Source organism: Gluconobacter sp. P5H9_a, from assembly GCF_018812085.1.
Classification (GTDB): Bacteria; Pseudomonadota; Alphaproteobacteria; order Acetobacterales; family Acetobacteraceae; genus Gluconobacter.
Map to the genome: position 1 here is coordinate 65,408 of NZ_JACRVW010000002.1, position 25,835 is coordinate 91,242.

Consider the following 25,835-nt stretch of genomic DNA (forward strand, 5'->3'; position numbering starts at 1 on the left):
AACTGCCCTGCTTGCGCTCTGCCTGGAGCACGCTACTGTTCAGGTTCTTACGTATCCGGAAGAACCTGAAAGCAGGAGACCAGATTGCAGTATCCATTGAGCAAAGAGCGCAGCAGTCGGCGTCAGTTTCTGATAGGAAGTGCAGCGCTGTCTTGTAGCGCTCTGGTGGGGTGTGCCTCCTCCGGTGAAGGCAAGTTCTATAAAGTGGATGCCTTGGCTCGACAGGCCGTGAAAGACAGAGAGACACCAGGCGTTGTTCTTGCTGTTGGTCATAATGGCGAGATTGCACATCGTTATGTGTGTGGAAGCCGTGCTTTGGTGCCTGCTCGCGAGCCCATGACCTGGGAAACGCGGTTCGATATGGCCTCTCTGACCAAGCCGACAATGACGGCTCTGGCTGTCATGCAGTTGGTGGAACATGGGAAAATCAATATTGACGATCCGGTGGTGCGTTATCTTCCAGAGTTCGCCGCAAACGGGAAATCGGCAGTTACCCTGCGACTTCTGCTGACCCATTATTCTGGGCTTCCACCGGATATCCCGCTTGATGATCCCTGGAGCGGAAAAGCAGAGGCTGTCCGTCTTGCCATGACATCGCCGCTTGCCAATCCGCCGGGGGCAAAGTTTGTCTATAGCGACATCAATTACATTACGCTGGGCCTGATCGTGGAAAAGGTTACAGGTCAGCCCCTGAACCAGTATGTCGCTGACAATATTCTAACGCCTTTGGGGATGTCTCACTCCGGTTACCTGCCCGATGCTGCATTACAGTCAGATATTGCGCCTACGCAGTATGATGACCAACATCACATGCTGCGTGGTGTCGTGCATGATCCGACCGCCCGCCGCATGGGGGGCGTTGCAGGGCATGCGGGGCTTTTCTCCGATGCACAGGATATGTGCCTGTATGCACAGGCGTTACTAGATCGTCTTGCTGGTCGTCCCAGCACGTTTCCGCTTCAAAGAAGTACATTGGAGTTGATGACAACTCCACAACAGCCCGCTGGGAAAACTGATCTGCGAGGACTGGGCTGGGATATCGCCACGCACTATTCCTCCCCACGAGGAGATCTGTTTCCGGCGAGATCATTCGGCCATACCGGCTTTACCGGGACGTCGCTCTGGATTGACCCTGAGAATGGCAGTTATGTGCTCATTCTGACCAATCGGGTTCATCCGTCCGGGGGCCACAGTGTCGTGAAACTCCGGCATGATATTGCCACGGACGCAGCTCGTGCGCTGGGCGTAGCAGCACACGCCTGAACATGTTCTGAATGACGGACCTGTCAAAGCTCAAAAGTTGACAGGTCCGTCATTTAGCATCGCTTTATCGTCAAGACGTAATGGTGTTAGCCATGCGTCTTGTTGATGAAGTTGACAACATTATCGTGCAGTTCAGTCAGAGCCGGTGCATGGGCATAGACCATGTGACCAGATTCATACTGATGAATTTCGATGTTTGAGGCCAGCTTGTGAGGGATCGGGAGATGCTGCATCTCATAGATCCCTTCGAAGAAAGGCGTCCCAAGATCGTAGTATCCCTGATTGAGCATAATCTTCAGGCTCGGGTTCTGTTTCATGGCGCTTGCAAGATCCGGCAGGACGTTTGGCGCGCCCTTGGCTGGACGACCAGCGCCTGGCTGCTTATGCACGAAGGCCCATTTGCCGATTGAATGGGCGCTGACCTTGTATTCTTCGTAGCCGTCATTGAAAGCCGGGTTTGTGCCGTAATGAAGCGTATTGCGCGCATAATCGTTGAAGGCGGACACATAGGCTGACTGCATCGCGGCAAACTGAGGGTCATAGTCAGGGGTCTGCGCCAGTGGATCAATGGCTGGCCCGGAGAAGCGACTGTCCAGACGGCCTGTGTCCATTCCGTCATCGCCGAGCAGGGTTTTGGCAAATTCGCCACCACTGACGCGTAGGTCAGCTTTCTTCAGGTAGTCGACGGGAAGGCCCGTATATTGGTGCAGTTTCTGGGCCGTTTGTTCCAGCTTTTCGTCTGAGATGGCGGTGCCGTCCTGGAGGGCGCTGGTATAGTCCGTCAGAGAAAAATGTTCGACTTCGCTCAGGAAGGTTTTCAGGTCTTTGGGTTGTGCTGGTAATTTGTGATGATACCAGGCCGTGGCAGCGAAGCTAGGCAGGGCAAGGACATAGGGCTGATCAACGCTGGGGTTTGATTTCACATTGTCGATCGAATTGTCGTAATCCAGAATCTGTGACAACAGCATAACGCCATTCAGATCGATGCCTTTTTCAGAGGCAAGCTGGTTGGCGACGATTGCTGAGCGCGTCGTGCCATAGCTTTCTCCGAACAGGTATTTGGGAGAGTTATATCGCCCGAAACGGGTCAGAAACTGAGCAATGAAGTCCGTGAAGGCTGCGGCGTCCGGATCTGTACCGTAGAACGCTTTTTCCTTGTCTTTGCCGACAAGGCGCCCAAAGCCAGTGCCTGGCGCATCAATAAAGACAAGATCCGTAGCATCCAACGGGCTGTCATTGTTATCAATCAGTTTGTACGGGGCCGCTGCTGTGTGGCTGTCATCTGCGGTGACGATACGATGTGGGCCAAAAGCACCCATATGCATCCAGACACTCGAAGAACCGGGACCGCCATTATAAACAAACGTAATCGGACGGTTCTCTGCATGCGCGCCCTTCTTGAAATAGGCCACATAGAAAATGGAAGCGACGGCATCCGGGTTTTTCTTTTCAGCTTTTGGATCGCTGGGGCCGGTATCGGAATCATCCCACCCCTGGGCATGGACAATCAGCGTGCCGGTGACGGCCTGATAAGGAATGTGCTGACCACGAATGGTTACAGCCCCGTCTGATACGACCTTCTGGGGCGTTGTCAGAAACTGCGATGCTGTTTCAGCCTGTTTGACGTTGTCTGAGACCGGGGCCTCCGCGTGAGCTGTGAGACAGGTGGCTGCCAGCAGGCTAACAGCAAGAAAAGAACGGGTCAGGATGCCTGAACGCATGGGTAACTCCTTACAGATTGAAATTATTTTGTAAGGAATACGGAACCGTTACAAGTTCAGGATCTGGTGAGGGAAATGCGGCACCTCTGAACTGTCACGTTCTGTCTCACGAAACAGGGGCATACCGCACTCTTTTCGTTGAAAATAATATTTTCGCAATCTTCAGAACGATCGTTTTCCGGTAGCTGAATGATGATCCAGACGGATGTCCAGATCATCGTTCCGCTCTGTTTCAGGCTGCGGGCGTCAAACGCTGGATGCGCATGGCTTCCTTGCGATGAGCCCCAAGGATATCCCCCAGGTTTTTCAGCACAGGCTGCCCGTTCTCAACCAGAATTTTGCCGTTGACGATAGTGGTTCCCGCAGTCGCCGGAGCGCAGCGAAGCCACGCCTCCACGGGGTCCGTCAAAGCTCCAGCAAGGGAAATGTCCGACATCTGCCAGATAACCAGATCCGCACATGCCCCGGGACGGAGATGCCCTATCTCATCATCCCAGCCCAGGCAGGCCGCTCCACCGCGCGTAGCCATATCCAGAGCGTCTCGGGCCGTCATGGAATGTGGCCCATTGCGGAAACGACCCAGAAGGAGCGCCATGCGGGTCTCCAGCCAGAGCGATGCATGGTCTGTCGAAGCTGAACCGTCACAACCAAGCCCCACACGCATCCCACGACGCCGCATATCCATGGCATCCGCAGAGCCACCTCCAATCATCATGTTGGAGCAGGGACACTGCGCTGTGCAGACGCCAGCATGCGCCAGACGGTCGATTTCGTTAGAGGAGGGGTAAATGTAGTGTGCCACCCAGGAGCGAGGGCTGGCCCAGCCTACACGTTCGAAATATTCTGTCGGTGTGCAGCCATAGACTTCTGCACAATAGCGGTCCTCATCGTGATCTTCTGCCAGATGGGTGTGTAGCCGGAGGTCATATTTGTCTGCCATGGCAGCAGATTCTGTCATGATCCGTTCGGAGACGCTGAAAAGAGAGCAGGGCGCCAGAGCGACCCGACCCATCGCGCCTGGAGAGGCATCATGATAGGTTTTTACCAGCCTTTCGCTGTCTGCCAGAATGGTCTCTTCGTCCTGCACGACGGATGCGGGTGGCAATCCTCCATCCTCTACGGATCGCGTCATGGAGCCGCGAGTGGCATGGAAACGAAAGCCTATATCCTTGGCCGCACGAAACTGGGCGTCGATCAGAAAGGGCTTGGGATGGACATACATGTGATCCATGGATGTCGTGCAGCCCCCCATCAGCAGTTCAATCATTGCAACCGCTGTTGAAAGGTAAACAGACTCTTCGTCCAGTCCGGCCCAGAGCGGATACAATCCCTGAAGCCACTCGAACAACGTCCCATTGGTTACGGGCGCATAGGAGCGTGTGAGATTTTGATACATGTGATGGTGGGCATTGATCAGGCCCGGAGTTACCAGCTTTCCATTGGCCGATATGATTTTTTCTGCTTGTGGAGCAGCTTCTCCGGAGTGACCTGTGGAATGAACGCGCCCGTCTTTAATGGCGATCCATCCATTTGGGATTTCCCAATCCCGATCAATATACAGAGAAGCATTTGTGATGAGGAGGTTGACCGTCATTGCGGCATCCTTTCCCAATAACCATCAGCAAGCCATGATCACTCATGGCTTTCGCAGAAGGCCCTGTTCCGGAGATGCGAAGTCCGGATCGTCATCAAACTTGCTTTGAGCGGGCGAGGAAGGCTTATCGTAGCATCAGGCTCGTCCTGCTGTCACGAGCCATGTGCAGCCCAGAATTCTGCCTGCAATGCAGCTGCTTCCTGTTCCAGCAGAGGCCCTACGACGTCCACTGGCTGCTGGCCAGCAGCAAAGACGGTCCTGCAAGGGAGATCCAGTGTGGGATTTTCCGCGTGATTGCCGGTCATGTCTTTCAGGTCCTTTTCGGACTGGCCGTAAACCACGCGTCCGATCCCGGACCAGTAGATCGCACCTGAGCACATCGCGCAGGGTTCTGCAGAGCTATAGAGCGTGCACAGGCGCAGGCGTTCTGCCCCATAAGCTTTGCTGGCCCGGCTGGCGAGGAGACGCTCGGCATGGGCTGTCATGTCGCATCCTTCTGCGCTGTAGCCATTACCCTGCTCCATCAAAACAGTGCCTGTCTCGTCCACTAGAATAGACCCGAACGGATGATCCCCGCCGTCACGTGCCTTTCTGGCAACATCGAACGCCATACGGAGAAAACGCAGGTCGTCTGTTTCTGTAATCATGCAATCAGTTCCTTATTCCTTGACCAGACGGCCATTGATCCAGACACGATCAATTGTTTCTGGGGAAGCATGACAGACAATTTTCTGGGCACAGCTGGCGGCACTGTCTTGCGACGATAATCGCAGACTGCCTGATGGGCAGCGAAGCTCCAGCGCATCGAACGCCTGTCCGGGCAGGAGTTGTCCACTTGGCACCCCGAGAGCCTCCGCGCCGCCTCGTGTTGCAAGCCAGAACGCTTCCTGAAAATCTATTCTGTGGTTAGGGAGGCCACGTTTTGTCGGCGGAATTTCCGGGTTTGTCCCGCTTTCCAGCATCCGGGACGCGAGAACGGCCTGTCGCGCATTTTCAAAGATGGACGGAGAATACCCGCCGGAAAGGTCTGTTCCCAGCCCACAGTGAACGTGCTCATCGAGAACGTCGCGAACGGGCAGGGCCGCTCCTGCAAAAAAGGCGTTGGAAATCGGGCAGTGGGCAAGTCCGGCGTTGCGCTCTTTGACCAATGTCCGGTCATTCTGGTTCAGGAACCCTGCGTGCGCCAGAATGGTATGGTCTCGCAGGAGACCAAAAGCATCCAGTGCAGACGTGTCTGTCTGGCCTGTTCTCTCCAGAACATGATGGTGCTCCCAGTCACTTTCTGACGCATGGGTCTGCACTCTGACATTCATCTCTGCGGCTAGTGCGCCAAGACCATTCAACAGTGCGTCGGAGCAGGCAGGAATGAAGCGAGGCGTAATAACGGGCTGGACCAGACCGGCCTCGTTGCCTGGCAAGGCTCGGACGGCATGAATGAAGCGTCGGGTTGCATCGAGAGCCTCCTGAGCGCTGGCCTGACGATAGTCTGGTGGACACAGGTCCGGATGATCCATTGCCACTAGTCCAACGAACCCGCGTTGCCCGTATTTGAGGCATGTGCGGGCAAGAACAAGACTGGCTTCTTCGTGGATCGTGGCAAAATAGAGCGCGGTGGTTGTGCCATTTCGCAGAAGGGTTTGAACCAGGTCCTCATAAACCGTGGCTGCGAAGGCTGCGTCCGAATAGCGGGACTCTAGAGGGAAAGTATATGTGCCAAGCCACTCTTCCAGTGGACGATCCAGAGCCGTGCCAGCTTGAGGCCATTGAGGCGCATGAATGTGTAGATCTGTCAGGCCGGGAACGAGGAGAGTGTCGTCTGGCAGGTGAACAAGAGTTTCACTGCTTTGCAGGTCTTGATAGGCCTTTGTTCCGTAGGTTGCGCGACGCTGAATGATCCCGTCGTCGCCAACCAGAATAGCCACATTTTCCAGAACGGCCTCCTGCGGCGTTCGGGATGCCAGCGCCCGGCCGGTGACGACAAATGCACTCACGACAGAGCACCATACGTCACGCCTTTTCCTTTAAGCCAGCGCCGGTAAGCCACGGACGAACGATCTGCCATGGTCGGAATTTCATATTTTCCATCCAGTGGCATCAGGCGAGGGCGCTGGTTTTCAAGAATGATCCTGTCCTGAAGAAAAATGAATTGCTGGAATTCAACCAGTCCGCCCAGTGAGGAACTGTCGTCGATCAGGAACATCACTGGGTGGGCGCGGGAACGGGTTGCGGTCATCGGTTGGACGAACAGAGCGATGACGTCCTGTCTTTCGGGGGAGGCCGGGCAGGTTTTATAAAGAAGCGTCGAGAACGGCGCGGCAACTCGATAGGTATAGTCAGTTAAAATGCCGCCGGACGCAGAGAGTGCCGCCTGAGGCTGGAAGAATGTACAGTCGGTTGCCCAGATTTCCGCACCGTCTTCTCGTGTTTCGATCTGATACCGCCGAACTTCGGTTTCCGGCTCTGCCCCAAGGATATTGGTATGAACAAAGGGGAAGTGGGCCATATCGAGGAAGTTTTCGACGACCCTTAGGCCTGACGAATGTACGGCAATAGACCCACAACATACCAGCCGGCGGTCTGGCTCAGCGGCCTCGGGAATGGCGGGAATGTCCCGGACTGGCTCTCCAAGAGACGTCCAGAGATAACCGTAGCGTTCCTGCACGGGGAGGGGGCGATTGCCGCAGAGCGCCTGAAACGCATTGTTTTCGTCGCGGGAGATCTCAATCATCCGGTCGAGCAGCATGGTCTGGAAAGTCGCATGTGTCAGATCCCCGACCATAGCCACAGGATACCAGTGTGATAACGTCTCTGGATCGGGGCTGGTCATGGCATGGGCAACCTGCTGCTGGTGACGGATGGGAAGAGTTAATCATGCTCTCCGGCATTGATGGAATACAGAATATTGATAAACCGGAAAATTCTTATTGTGAAATGAGATAAGAAAGGCATGATCCAGTGGTTCGGGAGATTCGTTTCGAAGGGCGCTTTGATCCCGAGCTGTTCCGGGATTTTGCCATTGCCCGGGCGCGCCTTCTGGCCGTGGAGATTACAGACATGTCTGTTTCAGATCATTGTTTTTCAGTTCGGCTGGTGGGTGAAGAAGCACTTCTCGGAATGTTCGAGATGGCATGTCTCCTCGGGCCAGCGGGCTGTATTGTGACAGGCACGGAGAGCCTCGGATGACAGGGTGGTTTCCAGTCGCTCTCAGTATGGATGTTCCCGCTGGAACAGCCGCTCCGGCACGCTTGTCTGGCAAAGAAATTGCTCTTTGGCGTGGCACAGATGGTGAGATCCATGCCTGGGAAGATCGTTGCCCACATCGAGGAATGCGGCTGAGTTTCGGTTTCGTGCGGAACGGAAATCTGGCTTGCCTCTACCATGGCTGGCAGTTTGGAGCAGATTCAACGTGTCGCCACATTCCAGCTCATCCTGAACTCCGTGTGCCGGGCACCATTCGCGCGACAGCTTATCAGGTGCAGGAGCGATGCGGAATGATTTGGGTGAGCCTCGATGAGACGCCATCACTTTCGCCCATGCCGGAAGGCGAGGCGTCAGGCGTTCGGAGCTTGCTGGTTCAGGTGCCTTTGCAAACTGCGCGGACGTCTCTCAATATGGAGGCTTCGAACTGGAAGCAGCAGGATAACTGTCTTTTCGCTGTGCATGAACCAGCAGTTGGCCTGACCATGTTGCATGTTGCGTCATGGACTGTCGCCGGGCAGCGGGAGGCTGCGCGACAAGCTGTGCAGTTACGGGATCGTCTGGAAGCCATCAAGGAGACCGTTTCAGCATGAGGTTACGAGACTGGGCACTTGATGACAGATGCTATGCCGTTCGGCTGGGAGCGTCTCTGATGGGAGTGAAGCTGCCTACGGTCACGGATCATAGTGCCTTGGAAAGTGGCCCAGCTCTTGAACTCGTCGACGATGTTCTTCATGGGCCGTTAGAGATCCTGAAACGGCTCGTGACGCTTCCAGACGTCCTGCAGGAATGGAATTCCGGAACGGACGAAATGACGTGGGCAGCGAACGCCTTGGATAGCTTTTCCATCATGCGCAGGACGGTCATGCTGGCGTCTCTTCCTGTTGAAAATCCCGCCCAGCTTGCGATGCCGTTGATGGGCGAGATTGAAGATCGGCTTGCAGAGAACCGCTTGGACGGTCGATGCTGGGTGTCAGGGGATTATCCAGGAGTTGCTGACATCATGCTGTTTCCAGTCGTCGCCTTAAGCCAGGACCTTGAAGTTCCTTTGGATCTTTATCCCGCGGTTCGGAACTTCATAAGGCACTTCAAGGCGCTGCCTGGGTTCATAACGATGCCAGGAGTGCCGGAATGTCACTGAAAAATCCTCTGATGATCCCGCGGCGCTCGGTACTGGCTGCTTTGGGCAGCTCGCTTGTGATGCCGTCGGCTCTGAAGGCAGCGTCACGTCGTTTTGCGCCCATTCGGGAGGAGGATCTTCTGATTGGCTTTGGGCACACCAGCCCCATCACTGACGGGGGATGGAGCCACGCTCATGATCTGGCGGTTCAAGCCGTCAAACGTGCGTATCCAGCCGTCAAAACCCTCTTTGTCGAGAGCGTGCCTTACTCCGCAGATGCAACCCGCATCTTCCGCCAGTTCGTGGCGGAAGGCGCGCAGATGGTGATTTCCACATCCAACTATGGAGACTTCATTCGCGACGTCGCCGATCGTGCTCCAGACGTTGCATTCATGGAGTGTGATGGTCATGCGGTCAGCAATAATCTTGGCTGGTATTATATCACGCACTGGTACGCCAGTTATGTCATTGGTATCGCCGCAGCCCGTCTGAGCAAAACCGGCAAGCTTGGCTACGTGGCCTCTTTCCCAGTTCCTTCCGTTTATGCCAGTGCGAATGCCGTGCTTTTGGGCGCGCGCTCGGTCAATCCACAGGCCACGATGCGCGTGATCTCCATCAATTCGTGGTTTGACCCGCAGGCTGCAACGGAAGCGGGGGCCGCTTTGGTAGACAGCGGCTGTGACTTCCTGTGCGGGATTATGGACGATCCCGGCTATCTGCGTGTCGCGGAGAAACGCGGCGTCTGGGCTGCGATGTGGAACACGGACATGCGTGAGTTCGGGCCCAATGCATATGTCAGCTCTGTCGTGCTGGACTTTGCTGACTACTATATTCAGCAGGTTGGTGCCCGGATCCGGGGAGAGTGGGCGCCAGAGGGACGTTTTCTCACATTGGCCAAAGGCGTCGATCGGGATCGCTGGGGGCAGAACGTTCCTGAGGCTGTACAGAAAGAAGCCGACGCTGCGCGGGACCGGATGCTGGCGGGATGGTCGCCTTTTCAGGGGCCGATCTATGATTCTGACGGAACGCTGCGGGTTCCAGTAGGCCATGTCATGACTGACATGGAGATGTATAACTGGTCGTGGCAGGTTCAGGGAGTGTCTGGTCTTGGCTGATGTCACGCATGCGTCCAACGCGCCTCCCGCTCATCTTGCAGCAGGAACACCGCCCATTCTGGAGCTGGTGAGTATTGCGAAATACTTTCCAGGCGTCATTGCGAACGAAAATGTTTCCCTGAATGTATTCCCCGGTGAAATTCACGCTCTGTTAGGGGAGAATGGTGCAGGGAAGTCCACATTGATGAATGTGGTAACGGGCCTGTATCAGCCCGATGCCGGGGAAATCATTATTGATGGATATGGGACCACGTTTCCGGCCCCCGACGCAGCCATCGCGGCCGGGATTGGCATGGTTCACCAGCATTTTCGTCTGGTTCCCCGTTTTACCGTCGCTGAAAACCTCCATCTGGGCTGGTCTGAAACACCCCGCCGCCTTGCGGGAAAAGATATTGAAGAGCGTGCCTCCGCACTTTCCAAGAAGTTTGGCCTCCCGATTACGCCCTCGGCCGTTGTGTCTTCTTTGTCTGCGGGCGAGCAGCAGCGCGTTGAAATCCTTCGTGTTCTGTCTCGGGGCGCTCGACTTCTTATCCTCGATGAACCAACGGCTGTTCTCAGCCCCGTCGAAGTCGGCGAACTGTTTTCCGCCCTGCGTCGGTTTCGCTCCGAGGGAGGGGCGGTCGTTATCATCAGCCATAAGCTTGATGAGATCATGGCGCTTGCAGACCGGGTTTCCGTGCTGCGGCAGGGGCGACTGGTGGGTACGCATCAGACGTCCGATGTAACGCCTGACAGTCTCGTAACGGAGATGATCGGACGCCCTGTTACACTTGCAACCTCGTATCCCCGGCAGTCTCCTGCTCCGGCAGGCGGTGGGTCTGAACCTCTGTCTCTGAAACAGGTGACGGTGCGGGATGCCGCAGGCGTGGTCCGTCTGGATAATGTCAGTCTCGCGCTTCGTCCGGGAGAGGTTCTGGGGATTGCAGGGGTGACGGGTAATGGCCAGCCTGAGCTGGCAGAAGTCCTGACCGGATTGAAGGCGGCTGAGAGCGGAACGGTTTGTTTGAATGGCAATGCTGCCAATCGTGCAGACCCGGCAATGTTTGCGCATGCGGGCGTGGGTCACGTACCTGAAGACCGGCTGAAACGTGCCCTGATGCCGGGGCTGAGCGTTGCGGAAAACATGGCACTTCGGGAGTATGACCGTCCGCCGTTTGGTGGACGGTTCAGCTTCTCCATGGCGCAGGCGCGCAAGTTTGCCCAGATGCTCGCAGACCGGGCAGGCGTGAAGCTTCCAGGAACACAGGTGCAAATTCGCGGGTTGTCTGGCGGCAATCAGCAGAGGCTGGTTCTGGAACGTGAGATCAGGATTGCCAGTCATGTTCTGGTGGCCAGTTATCCCAGCCGGGGTCTGGATATCGGTGCAATATCAGCCATGCGGGATATGCTCGCCCGTGCGCGTGACGCAGGTGTTGCCGTGGTTCTGATGTCAGAAGATCTGGATGAAATTTTCGCCCTGAGTGATCGTATTGCTGTTCTGTATGCAGGGCGCCTCATGGGGGTCATGGATCGTGCAGACGCAGATCGGGAAAGCATAGGCGCGCTCATGAGTGGCCGTAATCTGTCGGAGGCCGCATGAGCGCCGTATCCCCTCGCACGCGTCTTACGGTTGTTCCGTCTCATCGTATTGCCGTTGGGCGCGGGCTCTCCATCCTTGCGGCTCTGGGCATTGTAGCAATTACGCTCGCCGCGATGGGACGATCTCCGATCGAACTCGCCGGGCTCGTCGTTCGATCGACCGTCGGGTCGCGCTTTGGCATTGAGGATCTCGCACTCTTCATGACACCTCTGATGCTTACAGGGGCGGCAGTTTGGGTTGGGATTCGTGTCAATCTCTGGAATATCGGGGCGGAAGGGCAGCTTTATGCAGGTGCGACGGCAGCGACGGCTGTTGGTTTGTTCACGCATTGGCCCGCGATTGTCGCACTTCCGGCGATGGTTGTAGCTGGCGCTCTGGCGGGAGCGGCATGGATTTTTATTCCCGCTGCGGCCCGGGCCTGGCTTGGAGTCAGTGAAATTGTTACCTCTCTTCTTCTGAACTTCGTGGCCTCGCTGCTTGTCTATTATCTAGCAACCGGACCGTGGGCCGATCGTGTGACTGGTGCCTTGGCCTCAACCGAACGCCTGCATGTGGCACTTCCGGAGCTCTGGGGGGCGGTTCATCTGGGGTTCTTGCTCGCATTGGGTATTGTTGTTGGCTTGGGAGTAGGGCTCGCGAAAAGCCGGTTTGGTTATGAAACGGCTGTGTGCGGCTCCAATCCGCAGGCTGCGCATTATGCTGGGATTAAGGTCGCTCCCCGTATTCTGGCTGTGCTGCTGCTGTCAGGCGCTTTGGCGGGGTTGGCTGGTGTGTTTGAAGTCGCGGGAACTGTTCACCGGCTTCAGGGTGGCCTTGCCAATAATTATGGATATCTGGGCATTGTCGTGGCGCTTCTGGCTCGTGGGTCGTGCTTTGCCCTTATTCCAGCAGCGCTTCTGATGGCACTGATTCTGGATACGGGGATTGTCCTTCAGACAACTCAGATCAGTTCTTCCGCCGTTCTTGCCATTACCGGTCTGCTGGTCCTTGCCATCGCGGCCGGAGACGAAATGGCAGCCTATGTCCGTGTGAACAGGAACTGATCATGGCACTTCTCAGCGACCTTCTCGGTCATGCCGTTCTGTCAGGCGGTGTTCTGGCGCTTGGTGCCCTCGGCGAGGTGATTGCCGAACGTGCAGGTGTTCTGAATCTCGGGGTGGAGGGCTTGATGTCCCTCGGGGCCGTCGTTGCAGTCATGACTGTGAACGCAACGCCTCATCCATGGCTGGGCCTGCTGGCAGCAGGACTGGTCGGTGGGCTGGGAGCAAGTGTGCTGGCGCTCTCCAGCGTTGTACTTCGTGCCAATCAGGTTCTGTGTGGTGTGGCGGTCACCTTCCTGGGGCTGGGTCTTAGTTCTGTAATCGGGCGGTCCGTTGCCGGTGTTCCGGTCTCTGCTGTTTTCGAACCAGTCTCGATCCCGGTTCTGTCTGCCATTCCTGTTATCGGACCTGCCTTCTTTAGCCAGAATATTCTCGTTTACCTGATCTATCTCGTCTTTCCTGTAATGGCGCATTTCTGGCTGTTTCGGACGCGTTCGGGCCTGGATCTGCGGGCCGTGGGCGAAAATCCGGCAGCGGCAGACGCGGTTGGGGTGCCTGTCATGAAGTACAGGGCTCTGGCCGTGATTGTTGGTGGTGTTCTGGCAGGCGTGGCTGGCGCTGATCTGACGCTCGCTGTCGTGCCTGTCTGGTCAGACGGGATGATCGCCGGACGTGGCTGGATTGCCGTGGCGCTGGTGATCTTTGCTGGATACCGCCCAATTGTTGCCGTTCTGTCCGGGCTACTGTTCGGGCTTGTAACGGCAGTAGGGTTCATGGGGCAGGCCAGAGGCTGGCCTGTTGCACCCGCGATCCTGAATACGCTGCCATATCTCGGGACGGTTGCCTGCATTATTGTGCCGATGCTGGCGTTCGCAAAACTGCGCTCTGCCATGGCGGCTCCCGCAGCGCTCGGGACGCCCTATTATCGAAGTGGAAGATAAGCGAACCGGGTGTGGAGTGGGGCGCCAGCAGGCGTCCCAAACACTTTGGTTTGCACCTTTTCCCCATAATCGCGTACTCTGTCTCTTCATTTAGGCATAGAGGGGAGGCTGATGACAAACATTACGGCACTTATTGCAGACGCCGCAGTTTTTGTTTTTCTTCCATGGGTTGTATGGAGGATACTGAAGAAAACAATACCGATTGTGGTTCTGCCAATACTTGTCGGTATATTGATTTCTGTCTGGCATATCCCTGTAAAATCACTTGGTATTCCATCGGTTTATGGGAGCGATATTGGTTGGGTTGCCGTTCTGGTTCTGGCGTTTACTGCTGGCCTGGAAATGTGGCAGTCCCCTGGAAGCGTGGCGGACGATCATGCCCTGCCAGCGCCGACATTGGGGCGTCTGCTAACGGGTGCGGCTGTTGCACTGGGTGGTCCGCTTCTGGTGGGGGCCATACTCGCCTACGAATTTTTTCTGCCACTTCCCGGATGGCATCCGCCACATGCACAGCCTTGGGTCGCCGCAGCGTCTATTGGCCTGTGCATTGCCGTCAGTGCTTTGCCCGTTCTGATCGGCGTGGTGCGTGAGCTTAATCCGTCGCAACGCCCGTTGGGTCAGCTGGCGCTTAAGCTGGCCGTTGTCGACGATGCTGCTCTCTGGATTGGTCTGGCAATGCTCCAGGTTGCCGAGCGTGGGACGGCTGCCCTTCATGGATGGACGGGTCTCGAAGTCCTCGCGATTGCGCTGCTGGTGGGACTGGCCGTTGCCGGAAACTGGGCTTCCCGTCATTTCAGGAACCCGCCTTCCGCTGTTATCTGGATTGCTGTGCCGATTTATCTTGCTGCCGGTTCGTGGGCCAGCATGCAACTCGGTCTGCACGAACTGATTGGCGCTTACTTTGCTGGCGCGATCATGCCGCCGTCGTGGGTTCGACGGTTGCCTGTTGAGAAGGTGGGAACGTTCTCACTCATCTGGCTCGCCCCAATGTTCTTTGGTCATAGTGGCCTGAATATCGATGGTGATGCTCTGACATGGCCATCCGTGATCGCGTCTTTGTCACTGGTTGCAATCTCGATCGTGACGAAAATTTTGGCGGTCTATATTTACCCGCCTGCATCCGGCCTGAGCAGGCGTCAGGCGTTGAGCGTCGGTGTTCTGTTGCAGTGCAAGGGGCTCATGGAAATTGTTGCTGCAACGATTTTCCACGCCCAAGGCATGATTTCAGAGTTTGCTTTCGCATCTCTGATGGTTCTTGCTGTCATTTCCACGGTCCTGACAGGGCCCATGTTCAAGCTGGTCGCGCCCCGATCTTCTGCGGCGCCTTAATTACTTGAAGTGGAGAGGGGTAATTAATCCCCTCTCCATAATAATGCTTCAAAGCAATCAGTGATGCGTTGCCAGCCAATCGTGGATCTGTTCCTGAGTGGCTTTAATAGCGTCCTGACGGACATTGATCGTATTGACAGCTTTTGCTGTCGCGATTTTTGCACCTGTTGTCTTCGTGGACCACGGATCGTTCTGGAGTGCCTCCAGGACCTGTGGGTTATTGGAGCGTGCGGCGATTGAGGCCAGGAAGTCATCCTGTGACCACGGAGCCAGATGCGTGCGAATATCTGCCTCATGCTCCTTCACCAGTTGCCACACCAGGTCAGGATTTTCGCTCGACGCTGCAGTGACGGCCAGTGACCGTGCAATCCGCCCGTTCGGGATGGCTCCGCTATAGGCGAGGGCCACGTTCTTGTGGATCAGATCCGGGTTGGTTGCGCTGGCAAGAGCTGCGAAGTAGCGCAGTTTGAGTTCTGTGGCCTGGGTGGCCCGAACCTTGTCAGCCATGAAATCATATGTCTGGCCATCCGCCGTCTTCATGGCAATGGTCGTAACGGCACCGACAAGATCGGGACGGAGAGAGGCTGGGTTTGCCTTCCAGAGCGCGAAGCGACGCTTGGCTTCCGCAATCACCTGCGGGTCGTTGAATGTTCCAAGTGCACTGATCACCGATGGCCGCAGCATCGTGTCGAGAACGTTCTCGTGCGGTTTTTGGTCCCATCCTAGACGCGCCAGAACCGGTGCCAGACGGCTGCGAGCATATGTCTGGAAGTCATCACGATCGGCATTGCCGATTTCATACTGATCAATCGTTTCAAGGCGGCTGATGATCTCTTCCAGAACCGCAATGTCGCTCTCATGCGCTGCAGTCAGGCTATCGACCAGATCCAGATAAGACCCAAGTTTGGCCTGTCCTGACCGGAAAAGGGCATACTGGTCCCCGAGCAGGTTGGCGCGATCAACGGGAGCAAATTTGCTGAGGGATGTTGCAAGGGCGCCGAGTGCGTCCTTGTCATAAGAAACACGATAATAGCCGCTCTCGCCAAGATTGAGTTTGAAGGCCGTATCGCAACGGGGGGCTGTGATAGTGACGGGTTCAGTGCCCAGAACAAGGGTTTTTGTCGGAAGTCCGGGGCCGCCAGCCACAACCGGAACGCTCCATGTCAGAGGCTGAGCCTGTGGATCATGGATTGTGAAGCGGCTCTGGGTGAGTGTGTAGGTGGCCTGATCATTCTGACAGAACGATGTGACATTAACCTGCGGGATACCCGGCTGCTCCGTAAAGCTGCGCGCTACCTTGGCAACGTCTTCGCCGGAGGTGGAAGAAAGGGCATTCCACAGATCCTGACTGGTAGCATTGCCGAAGGCGTGTGCTTTCATGTAGGCCCGCATGCCATCACGGAATTTGTCCTCACCCAGCCAGCCTTCCAGCATTCGGATGACCAACTCGCCTTTGCCATAGCTGATGCTGTCAAACGCTGAATTTGCTTCACTGACGTTGTGAATGGTCTGCTGGATCGGATGGGTCGTCGAAAGGGCATCAATGCCCATCGTTTCTTCGCGGGTCTCATGCTGACGTGGCCAGATGTCCCACTGTGGGTTCAGCTTGTCCGTGACCTTGATTTCCATCCAGGACGCAAAGCCTTCGTTGAGCCAGATGTTGTTCCACCAGCCCATCGTCACAAGATCGCCAGACCACTGATGCGCCATCTCATGCGCAACGACTTCGTGAATCAGCTCGCGTGTTTTGGGCGTGCTGTTTTTCGGGTCAAACAGAAGCACATTGTCGATGTATGTGAGAGCGCCCCAGTTTTCCATAGCACCGGCCTGATAATTCCCTGGAATGGCCAGCATATCCATCTTCGGGAGAGGATATTTTACCCCGAAATAGCTGTTGTAATACGGCAGAATGCGCTGGGCTGATTCAAGAGCATACCGCCCCTGTTCCTCAAGGCCGGCTGGAGCATAAACACTCAGGGGTGTGCCATCAGCCTCTCCATGAACGGCTCCCATGTCACCGGCAACAAGTGCCAGCAGGTAGCTGGACATGCGAGGTGTTGGGGCAAAGGAAACGCGCTTGGTCTTCGTGTCCTGCTGCGTGGTGCCGATAATGGGCATATTGCTGACAGCAACATCATCAAACGGCAACGTCACATTCAGCTGGAAGCTGGCCTTGAATGCGGGTTCATCCCACCCGGGGAACATGCGGCGGGCATCAGCAACTTCGAACTGCGTCACCAGCATGCGGCGTGCCTGACCGGTGGCTGACGTATAATCGTTGATGTAAAGGCCATTTGGCGTCTTGAGGATTGGGCCCGTGTAATTGATAGAAAGAGTGTGGGGGCCCTTGGGAACAGGCTGTGAAAAATGCAGTGTGGCAGTTTCTGCAGCGTCATCCTGAGTGATGGTCGCATGCTGCGTCCCATCCAGAACGGCACCAGACAGCTTTAGTCCTGCCTGATTGAGAACAATGTCCTGCGTATCTGTCAGGACCGTGACGTCGATGGTTTCCTGGCCCTTGAGGGTCAGATGTTCCGGGTCTGTTTCGAGATCGATGGCATAGGAGGCCGGAACAACGGTTTTGGGAAGTTGGTCTGGTGTCTGCTGGAAGGAAAACGTTCCTTCGGCATGCGCCACCATGGCAAAGGGAAGACCGGCAAGAAGGGTGCTGAAAGCCAGAAGGCGGCGCATAACGATGCGTATCCTTAATCAGTCAGAATATTGAAGAAACAGCGTAACGCTTTGTTTCAATGGTGGCGCAAGGGTCGCACACTCGGTCCTGACATGAAAGTGGGAGGCAGGTTTGATGCGTCTGTCTCTTTAAACCAAGACCTCCCACCGCAGCCTGTATGACCACGATGGGAGTGTTTCTCTTGTTAGGGCGTGAATACTAAACCGTCGCCATAAGAGCTGCATTTCCGCCAGCAGCCGTCGTATTGGTGCTGCAGGCCCGCTCCTGAACCAGCCATTCCAGTGGGTAACGTCCGTCTGCATCTGGTGTGTGCAGGCAGACTACCGGTCCGTCTTTACGTTCCAGTGCGGCCAAGACCTGCTTACGGTCTGTTGCATCGCCATTGCACAGCGCCACATCCACCTGAACGTCTGTTGATAGTGGGAGGATAGAGTCTCCTAGGGCCGCAGGCGGTGGGGGCAGACGGCGCCAGATTTCCGCAGGGATCGCACAGGCATTCCCAGTGAACAGGGCATCTGTGATTTGCTGACACAGATCCTCAAGTGTAGGCCCTGCACACAGCACGGTGCCTCGTGCTGTCAAAGTGTAAACGTTGTCTTCTCCGACAGGGCCGGGGAGGGAAAGGGTTGTTCCCAAAGGCGTTCCGGCAGGCACAACGGCTCTGAAGTCTGGTGCTATGGCCCTTAACCACTGCCCGGCAAAATTCAGAACAACTGGCAGGTCATGGTGCGCCAGAGCACCCAGTTCAGGGCGTCGGGACAGAAGGCGACGCAGGTAAAGCGGACCACCTGCCTTCGGGCCGGTTCCGGAAAGGCCATGCCCCCCAAACGGCTGAGACCCGACGACGGCACCCACAAGGTTACGGTTGACGTAGATATTTCCCGCATCTGAGATGGCTTTAAGGTCTTCAATCGTACTGTCGATGCGTGAGTGAACGCCGAAGGTCAGAGCATATCCGGTGTTGTTGATGGCTGCCATCAACTGCGCGCGTTCTTCGCGGCGATATCTGACAACATGCAGAACCGGCCCAAAAACCTCTCGCCGCAGAGCTGACAAATTGTCGATTTCAATCAGGGTCGGCGGCACAAAGGTCCCGTTTGCGCACTCTTCAGAAATTGCAGACTGATGGATCGAAAAACCACGAGCGCGCATGTCTTCAATATGGCTGAGAATTCCGCTCTGAGCCTCTTCTGTGATGACTGGCCCGACATCTGTCTGCGGAAGAGCTGGATTTCCCGTACGCAGTTCTGCCATCGCCCCTTTGAGCATCGTCAGAACACGATCCGCGCTATCGTTTTGCAGGCACAGTACCCGGAGTGCGCTGCATCGCTGTCCAGCACTGTCAAAGGCGGAAGACAGCACATCCCCGACGACCTGTTCGGACAGAGCTGAGCTGTCCACAACAAGTGCATTCTGGCCGCCCGTTTCCGCAATCAGAGGAAGAGGTGTGCCATCCGCATTCAGGCGCTCGGCAAGCTGCTTTTGGATCAGCCTTGCGACTTCCGTCGAGCCCGTGAAAAGAACGCCGGTTATGCGGGGATCGGCGACGAGCGCTGCTCCGATTTCGCCACCACCTGGAAGAAGTTGTAGGGCTTCTGCTGGCACTCCGGCATCATAGAGAATGCGGATAGCTTCTTGCGCAATGAGAGGCGTTTCTTCCGCAGGTTTGGCGAGAACACTGTTCCCGGCTGCCAGGGAAGCAGAAACCTGCCCCAGAAAAATGGCGAGAGGGAAGTTCCAGGGGCTGATGCAGACGACGGGGCCCAGTGGGGCAGTATTGTCAGCAGTAAACTCGCGGCGGATTTGGGCAGCATAATAGCGTAGGAAGTCTACAGCCTCGCGGATTTCAGACACCGCATTGGAAAGGGTCTTTCCTGCTTCCCGGATAATCAGTCCCATCAGTCTGGGCATGTCGTCTTCGAGGCTCTGAGCGGCCTTCTCCAGACATGTAGCGCGTTCGGAGACTGATGTGTTCTTCCAGACATCAAAACCCGTTACGGCTTTGCTGATGACAGCCCCTACGCTTTCGACAGCCGTGGGTTTGATGCAGCCAATGACATCTGACTTGTCGGCAGGATTAACGACATCCTCGCCCGCTGTTTCACCAAATGAGACCTCCTTATTCAGGGCAACACCAAGTGTTTTCAGAGTGTTTTCGTCTGCAAGATCCAGCCCATGCGAGTTTTCACGCTCAGGCTGGAAAAGGTCGCTTGGTAGGCGCAGGGTGCTGGGGAGGGCATTGGCGGAGAGCGTGACGGGGTCGGTGATCAGCTCTTCCACCGAAACTGCGGGATCCTGAATTCGGTTCACAAAGGACGAATTCGCGCCATTTTCCAGTAGGCGGCGTACGAGATAGGCCAAGAGCGTTTCATGCGTGCCCACAGGAGCATAGACGCGGACAGGCCGATTCAGCTTTTCCGGACCAACAACTTCTTTGTACAGCGTTTCTCCCATGCCGCGCAGGCATTGAAACTCGTAGGATTCAGACGTGAAATCCGGGCCTGCCAAGGCGTGAATGCTGGCCAGCGTCTGCGCATTATGCGTTGCAAACTGTGGGAAAATGGCGTCTGGAGCAGCCAGAAGCTTCTTGGCGCAGGCAATGTAGGAAATGTCGGTATGGATCTTCTGCGTAAAGAGCGGAAAATCCTCCATCCCATCGACCTGGGCACGTTTGATTTCACTGTCCCAATAGGCACCCTTAACCAATCGGACCATCAGGCGGTGATTTGTGCGACGGGCCAGATCAATCACCCAGTCGAGTACGAACGGCGCACGCTTCTGATAAGCTTGGACTACGAAGCCAATGCCCTTCCAGTCTTTCAGGGCTGGATCGAAACAAAGCGTTTCCAGCAGGTCCAGAGAGAGCTCCAGCCGGTCTGTCTCTTCAGCGTCAATGTTGAAGCCGATGTCATAGTGACAGGCAAGGCGCGCAAGTGCTGTCAGGCGAGGGCCCAACTCGGCGAGAACGCGTTCCCTCTGGAGGCGGTTATAGCGCGGATGCAGTGCAGACAGCTTGACTGAAATACCCGGGCCTTGATAGGCGCCAGCGCCTGCCGATGCCTGGCCAATGGCGTGAATGGCCGTTTCATAATCACGGTAATACCGATCAGCGTCCGCCATGGTCGTGGCGGCTTCTCCCAGCATGTCGTAGGAGTAACGGAAGCCTTTTGCGACGAAGGGTTTGCTGTTTTCAAGCGCGTTCGCGATGGTTTGGCCGGTTACAAACTGCTCACCCATCATACGCATTGCCATATCGACGCCCTTGCGGATCACAGGCTCACCGCACCGCCCGATCAGGCGTTTGAGGCTTCCCGGCAGCGCTTTCGTCTCTTCCGTCGACAGGACCTTGCCTGAGACGACCAGTCCCCAGGTCGCCGCGTTTACGAACAGGGAAGACTTGCGACTGATATGCTCATGCCACTGACCGTTCCCGATCTTGTCGCGAATGAGAGTGTCACGTGTGGGAAGGTCAGGGATACGAAGCAGGGCCTCCGCCAAGCACATCAGGGCGACACCCTCCTGAGAGGAGAGATCGTATTCCTGCACCAGATCCTGAACAATGCCGCTACTGCGGCCTTGACGAAGAGCTTCGACCAACCGCCTTGCTGTCTGACGGGCGAGGGCAGCCTGATCGTCCTCAAGGCGAGCTTCACGTGAAAGCTCCGTCACCCGGGGGGCTTCCGCTACACGGGTATGGTCGGTGATGGCCTGACGTAGCGGGGACCGCGGCGGAACGATGGCTGCAAGGGACGCGAAAGGTGAGGTCATGAGGATACCGCTGTTCTGATGGTCTCTCACAGATATTGAAACGTTTGCGAAACAGGTGCCGGTATTTTAAGGAAGACGACGAATTAAATTCGGTTTATCGAACTTATGGAAAATTATATTTAGCAGGTGGTGCGAAGTGGATGACATAGATCGCAGAATTCTGAGGTTTCTTCAGAAGGATGGCCGCATCACGAACATTGATCTGTCACGGCAGATTCATCTGAGCCCGGCCGCTACGCTGGAGCGCGTTAAAAAGCTGGAGCAAAGTGGGGTAATCCGCGGTTATATGGCCCGTCTGGACCCTGAAACCGTCAATCTTGGGCTACTTGTTTTCATTCAGGTTACGCTGGATCGGACCAGTCCGGATATTTTCGAGGCATTTTCTAAAGCACTCAAAACCATTCCTCAGGTCAGTGAGTGCTATATGGTTGCGGGCGGGTTCGACTATCTGGTGAAGGCGCGGGTCAAGGATATGGCCGCATATCGTAATTTTCTGGGGAAAACCCTGACCCGGCTCCCGGGGGTTCGGCAGACGCACACCTATACCGTCATGGAAGAGGTTAAGGCCGATCCCGAATTGCCGATCTGACGGCCATCATTTTCCCAAGTAGGCAGGATGACGGTATGAGGAACGTTACCTTACCCGTGTTCTAACAATGGAGACGCTCCGCCAGATGATGACGCGCCTTTTCCCGGTCTGGGCCATTCTGGTCTCGCTGGCAGCCATCGTGCTTCCCGCGCCGTTCTTGAAACTGTTGCCGGTCATCACACCGCTGCTCGCGTTTATCATGTTTACGATGGGTGTGTCTCTGACAGTGCAGGATTTTTCCCGCATTGCCCGGCGCCCTTATCCTGTTCTGGCAGGTGTAGGATTGCATTATCTCGTCATGCCTTTGGCAGCATGGGGTATTGCGCATCTGCTCGGTATGCCTCCCGGTCTGGCGACAGGCATGGTTCTTGTGGGCTGTGTCTCTAGCGGCACAGCCTCCAATGTGATGATTTTTCTCTCCAAGGGGGACGTCGCGTTGTCCGTCAGTATTAGTGCGCTGTCTACTTTGGTAGGAATTTTTGCAACACCGTTACTGACACGGCTGTATGTGTCTGCGGGTGTCTCTGTTGATAGCTGGGGGCTGTTTCGAAGCATCATTACCATGGTTGCGTTACCGGTTTTTGCCGGTGTGATCGTCAACACGCTGTGGCATCGGACCATCCAGCGGATTGAGAGCGCCTTGCCACCCGTGGCCATGGTGTCCATTTTGCTGATCATTGGTTGCGTGGTCGCTGGCGCCGGTCCTTCTCTGGCTCAAGCTGGCCCCCTCTTGATCCTCGGTGTCATCCTGCATAACGCTATTGGCTTGTTGGGCGGATACTGGGGCGGCAGACTTCTGGGCTTCGATGAGTCCGTCTGCCGAACGCTTGCTCTTGAAGTCGGGATGCAGAACTCGGCGCTCGCCGCAACCTTGGGCCGTCTTTACTTTTCACCCCTTGCAGCGCTGCCAGGAGCAGTTTTCTCTGTCTGGCACAATGTGTCCGGCTCCGTTCTGGCCGCATACTGGGCCGCAAGGCCTCTCAGTAAAAACACGTCACGAATCAAGGCACCTTGAGGTAATCCTGTATTCGCGGAACCATGAAATCAAGAAAGGCTCGCACTCGCGGTGGGCTCTGATGTCCTGCAGGGAAGAGGGCATGAATGTCTTCTTCGTCCTGTATCGTGGCATCACTCAGAACTTCAACCAAGCGGCCAGTCTTCAGGTCTTCACGGACATGATATTCGCCAAGCCGTGCCAGGCCGACGCCTTGCAAGGCCATACGCCTTACCGTTTCACCATTATTCGCCAGAAGGGGGCCATGCACGCGGCGGTCAATCAGCCGCCCTTTTTCCTGAAATGGCCACACAGGGGTGGTGCGCTGGAAATTGAACCCAAGGCAATGATGGCTGTCTAAATCCGCAACGGTCTGAGGCGTTCCGTGGCGTTCAAGATAGGTGGGTGAGGCTACAATCCTGCGTGGCACCGCCCCCAAATGACGGACTGTGAGACCTGAATCCTGCAATCGGCCGACACGGAAGGCGACGTCTGTCCGGTCAAGGTAAAGGTCCGTTACGTCGTCAGAAAGTGAGAGATCAATCAGGATTTCTGGATAGGCATTCCAGAACGCAGGGAGGAATGGCTCCAGTCCAAGGGTGCCGAACGCAACGGACGCATTGACCCTAACTGTCCCTCTGGGCTGCATGGTTCCCGTTGTGAGGCTGCTTTCAATATCATCGAGATCCGCTATCAGGCTGACAGCGCGCGTATAATAGGTCTGTCCCTCCTGCGTTACGGAAAGGCGGCGGGTCGAGCGTTCGATCAGGCGGACACCCAGACGGGCTTCAATTCTGGCGATGAGCTTGCTGACGGTTGACGGCGTCATGACCAGAAGCCGGGCGGCTTCCGAGAAACTGCCGCTTTCGACTACCCGTAGAAAAACCTGCATTTCGCCAACGCGATTGTCCATCTCGATCTCATCTGTGAACGGGTTGCAGGGACTTTCTTCGAAGCGCGCAAACTCTCAAGCGCGCATGATGCCAAGCGTGGATTGCCACCTGCTTGAACAAGGCCGCTGGAAATGTTCTTCGCTACGAAACGGATTAAGAAATTTCCACAATATATCGTTTAAAATCAGAATTCAGGCGGCTCTTTCTCCGGGCCGCCTGAACCTGAAGTTTAGTGAGCCGAACGAACGTCGTTGCTCTTTTCACGGATGGCCCGGAACTCGGAACCACCTTTCCACGTCGGCCAATCATGCGAGAAGGCCGCATTATATCCGACCTGGCGGACAACATCGACGTCCTGCGCCGCACCTCTGACGTCCCAGTCAGGGCTCCAGGCATCGCAAGCCTGATGATAGCAGGCCATATACGCCGTCAGCCATTTGCTGCCTGCGGCTGTTCCACCCTGAAGAAGATCGAACGGGCCAGCCATATCCATAACCGCGAGAACGGGCACGCCAGCCCGAGCGAAAGGCAGATGGTCCGCACGGTAGAAGGCTCCGCGCTCCGGCATGGCTTCCGGTTGGGTTGTACGGCCCTGCTTAAGGGCTGCGGCTGCGAAGTCGTCCTGCAGAGTGTCCTGTCCAGCGCCGATAATGAAGGCATTATGAGCCGGGCCTGCCATCTGCAGTACATCCATGGTCAGGTTAGCCGCAGTCTTGTCCAGTGGTGCCAGCGGATGGGCGACATACCAGCTCGATCCCAGAAGGCCGCGCTCTTCACCGGTCCAAGAAGCAAAACTGACAGTCCGTTTTGGCTTTGGCCCGTTTTTGAAAGCCCGTGCGATTTCCAGAACGGCTGCAATACCAGAGCCGTCGTCAATCGCTCCGCGCCGAATAACGGTCTTGCCTGCGGCATCGGTGCTTTTGCCAAACGCATCCCAGTGCGCGCCGAACATTACAGTTTCGTCGGGATAATCCGTACCCGTGATCTTGCCGATGACGTTCTGGCTCTGGAGGTGATCGACCTTGACCGGCATGTCCACTGAAAGCGTCGTGTCATGAATATTGACCGGATGGAAATCCGGCGAACGCGCCTGACGACGCAGACGGTTAAGATCCAGCCCGGCCCGTGCGAACAATGTTTTGGCTGCATTGCCTTCGATCCAGCCGATCATCGGTACGGACTTCAGGTCCTTATCGTCGTGAAGAATGTCATACTCTTCACCCTGAGGTGCGACGACCGTGCTCCAGGGATAGGAAGCGCCCGGAGTATCATGAATGATCAGCGCTCCAGCTGCACCGCGACGGGCTGCTTCTTCAAACTTGTACGTCCAGCGGCCGTAATACGTCATGGTCTTGCCGCCAAAGCGGCCAGCGACAGGCTCTTCTGGTCCAGCATCGAAATCAGGATCATTCACCAGGAAGACCGCAATCTTGCCGTGTAGATCAACCTGCTTGAAGTCATTCCAGCGACGTTCCGGCGCCGTCACACCATAGCCTACAAAAACCAGAGGGACGTTCGACAGCTGAAGGCGTTCGATCGGCTGGAGCGTCGACATGACGATATCTGTCAGTTGATGAAGCGGCAGAGTAGCCTGACCCCGTGTCTTGATCGTCGCGATTGCTTTCGGATCAGGACGGGTACGGATCATGGGGACATTCTGCGTCCATCCGCCGTTTTCGCCGCCAGGTTCCAGTCCAAGCTTCTGATACTGATCAATCAGCCACTTGACCGTGACGGCCTCACCTGGGGTGCCAGGGGCACGTCCCTCAAATGAGTCCGATGCCAGAACCCGCATTGTCTCCGACATCCGAGCCGGGTCGATAGGGCCGGAGGCGCCTGCGTCAGACGCTGCGTGGGCCCCGGAAACGCCGATCGCGAGCGGAGCTATGGCGAAAGCGGCAAGAGCGGTCGCCAATTTCAGCCGGTTTCGAAGGGAAGGTTTGTGCATCATGTCCTCAGTCTTTGTCATAACGCGTGTCTGACGAGATGAGGGACACCT

At 56.1% G+C, this 25,835-nt stretch carries 20 protein-coding genes; 11 read left to right on the top strand and 9 right to left on the bottom strand.

Going from position 1 to position 25,835, the window contains the following annotated elements:
- Positions 1–84: 84 nt before the first annotated feature.
- Entirely contained in the window at positions 85–1,263 is a 1,179-nt protein-coding gene (locus KP708_RS02320; protein WP_252347382.1) for a serine hydrolase, read from the top strand.
- An 86-nt stretch (positions 1,264–1,349) separates the two neighbouring features.
- Here KP708_RS02320 and KP708_RS02325 read toward each other — a convergent pair whose 3' ends face one another.
- The 5 genes from KP708_RS02325 to KP708_RS02345 all read right to left on the bottom strand — a co-directional run bounded on the left by KP708_RS02325 (position 1,350) and on the right by KP708_RS02345 (position 7,405).
- Complete coding sequence (locus KP708_RS02325; RefSeq protein ID WP_215750206.1) at positions 1,350–2,984, bottom strand: S10 family peptidase; 1,635 nt, start codon at positions 2,982–2,984, stop codon at positions 1,350–1,352.
- A 232-nt stretch (positions 2,985–3,216) separates the two neighbouring features.
- On the bottom strand, positions 3,217–4,578 hold the full coding sequence (locus KP708_RS02330) for an 8-oxoguanine deaminase (RefSeq protein WP_215750208.1): 1,362 nt from the start codon (positions 4,576–4,578) through the stop codon (positions 3,217–3,219).
- 152 nt (positions 4,579–4,730) lie between these two features.
- Complete coding sequence (locus tag KP708_RS02335; RefSeq protein WP_215750210.1) at positions 4,731–5,225, bottom strand: nucleoside deaminase; 495 nt, start codon at positions 5,223–5,225, stop codon at positions 4,731–4,733.
- A 12-nt stretch (positions 5,226–5,237) separates the two neighbouring features.
- The gene (locus KP708_RS02340) at positions 5,238–6,569 is read right to left on the bottom strand and encodes an amidohydrolase family protein (RefSeq protein WP_215750212.1); all 1,332 of its coding nucleotides are present in this window, start codon (positions 6,567–6,569) and stop codon (positions 5,238–5,240) included.
- Entirely contained in the window at positions 6,566–7,405 is an 840-nt protein-coding gene (locus KP708_RS02345; RefSeq protein WP_211502966.1) for an aromatic ring-hydroxylating dioxygenase subunit alpha, read from the bottom strand. The genes KP708_RS02340 and KP708_RS02345 overlap by 4 nt, the downstream gene beginning before the upstream one ends.
- A gap of 128 nt (positions 7,406–7,533) precedes the next feature.
- Here KP708_RS02345 and KP708_RS02350 point away from each other — a divergent pair, with 128 nt between their 5' ends.
- The 8 genes from KP708_RS02350 (at position 7,534) to KP708_RS02385 (ending at position 14,900) form a co-directional block, all read left to right on the top strand.
- On the top strand, positions 7,534–7,761 hold the full coding sequence (locus tag KP708_RS02350) for a hypothetical protein (protein ID WP_099212816.1): 228 nt from the start codon (positions 7,534–7,536) through the stop codon (positions 7,759–7,761).
- Positions 7,758–8,369 carry a Rieske (2Fe-2S) protein gene (locus KP708_RS02355; protein ID WP_215750214.1) on the top strand — a complete coding sequence of 204 codons (612 nt, stop codon included), beginning with the start codon at positions 7,758–7,760 and terminating at the stop codon, positions 8,367–8,369. Before KP708_RS02350 ends, KP708_RS02355 begins: the two co-directional genes overlap by 4 nt.
- Positions 8,366–8,917: a glutathione binding-like protein gene (locus KP708_RS02360; RefSeq protein ID WP_215750215.1), complete on the top strand. Its 552-nt coding sequence runs from the start codon at positions 8,366–8,368 to the stop codon at positions 8,915–8,917. The genes KP708_RS02355 and KP708_RS02360 overlap by 4 nt, the downstream gene beginning before the upstream one ends.
- Positions 8,908–10,011, top strand: coding sequence for a BMP family ABC transporter substrate-binding protein (locus KP708_RS02365; RefSeq protein WP_215750217.1), 1,104 nt, complete (start codon positions 8,908–8,910; stop codon positions 10,009–10,011). The genes KP708_RS02360 and KP708_RS02365 overlap by 10 nt, the downstream gene beginning before the upstream one ends.
- Positions 10,004–11,590 carry an ABC transporter ATP-binding protein gene (locus tag KP708_RS02370; protein ID WP_215750219.1) on the top strand — a complete coding sequence of 529 codons (1,587 nt, stop codon included), beginning with the start codon at positions 10,004–10,006 and terminating at the stop codon, positions 11,588–11,590. Before KP708_RS02365 ends, KP708_RS02370 begins: the two co-directional genes overlap by 8 nt.
- Positions 11,587–12,633 (top strand): ABC transporter permease, encoded by a 1,047-nt coding sequence (locus tag KP708_RS02375; protein WP_046901946.1) that lies wholly within the window; start codon positions 11,587–11,589, stop codon positions 12,631–12,633. Before KP708_RS02370 ends, KP708_RS02375 begins: the two co-directional genes overlap by 4 nt.
- A gap of 2 nt (positions 12,634–12,635) precedes the next feature.
- On the top strand, positions 12,636–13,571 hold the full coding sequence (locus KP708_RS02380) for an ABC transporter permease (RefSeq protein WP_215750221.1): 936 nt from the start codon (positions 12,636–12,638) through the stop codon (positions 13,569–13,571).
- 111 nt (positions 13,572–13,682) lie between these two features.
- Positions 13,683–14,900, top strand: a complete 1,218-nt coding sequence (locus KP708_RS02385) for a cation:proton antiporter (protein ID WP_215750223.1) — start codon at positions 13,683–13,685, stop codon at positions 14,898–14,900.
- 57 nt (positions 14,901–14,957) lie between these two features.
- Here the strand turns inward: KP708_RS02385 and KP708_RS02390 are convergent, their stop codons facing one another.
- Positions 14,958–17,591, bottom strand: a complete 2,634-nt coding sequence (locus KP708_RS02390; protein ID WP_215750225.1) for a M1 family metallopeptidase — start codon at positions 17,589–17,591, stop codon at positions 14,958–14,960.
- A gap of 199 nt (positions 17,592–17,790) precedes the next feature.
- The gene (putA, locus tag KP708_RS02395) at positions 17,791–21,360 is read right to left on the bottom strand and encodes a bifunctional proline dehydrogenase/L-glutamate gamma-semialdehyde dehydrogenase PutA (RefSeq protein WP_215750227.1); all 3,570 of its coding nucleotides are present in this window, start codon (positions 21,358–21,360) and stop codon (positions 17,791–17,793) included.
- Positions 21,361–21,496: 136 nt separating this feature from the next.
- Here putA and KP708_RS02400 point away from each other — a divergent pair, with 136 nt between their 5' ends.
- Positions 21,497–21,949 carry an Lrp/AsnC ligand binding domain-containing protein gene (locus KP708_RS02400; protein ID WP_215750228.1) on the top strand — a complete coding sequence of 151 codons (453 nt, stop codon included), beginning with the start codon at positions 21,497–21,499 and terminating at the stop codon, positions 21,947–21,949.
- 85 nt (positions 21,950–22,034) lie between these two features.
- Positions 22,035–22,964 carry a bile acid:sodium symporter family protein gene (locus KP708_RS02405; protein WP_215750230.1) on the top strand — a complete coding sequence of 310 codons (930 nt, stop codon included), beginning with the start codon at positions 22,035–22,037 and terminating at the stop codon, positions 22,962–22,964.
- Here the strand turns inward: KP708_RS02405 and KP708_RS02410 are convergent.
- Entirely contained in the window at positions 22,951–23,856 is a 906-nt protein-coding gene (locus tag KP708_RS02410; protein WP_215750232.1) for a LysR family transcriptional regulator, read from the bottom strand. The two genes, KP708_RS02405 and KP708_RS02410, sit on opposite strands and share 14 nt — an antisense overlap.
- A 209-nt stretch (positions 23,857–24,065) precedes the next feature.
- On the bottom strand, positions 24,066–25,784 hold the full coding sequence (locus KP708_RS02415; protein WP_215750519.1) for a M20/M25/M40 family metallo-hydrolase: 1,719 nt from the start codon (positions 25,782–25,784) through the stop codon (positions 24,066–24,068).
- Positions 25,785–25,835 lie beyond the last annotated feature (51 nt).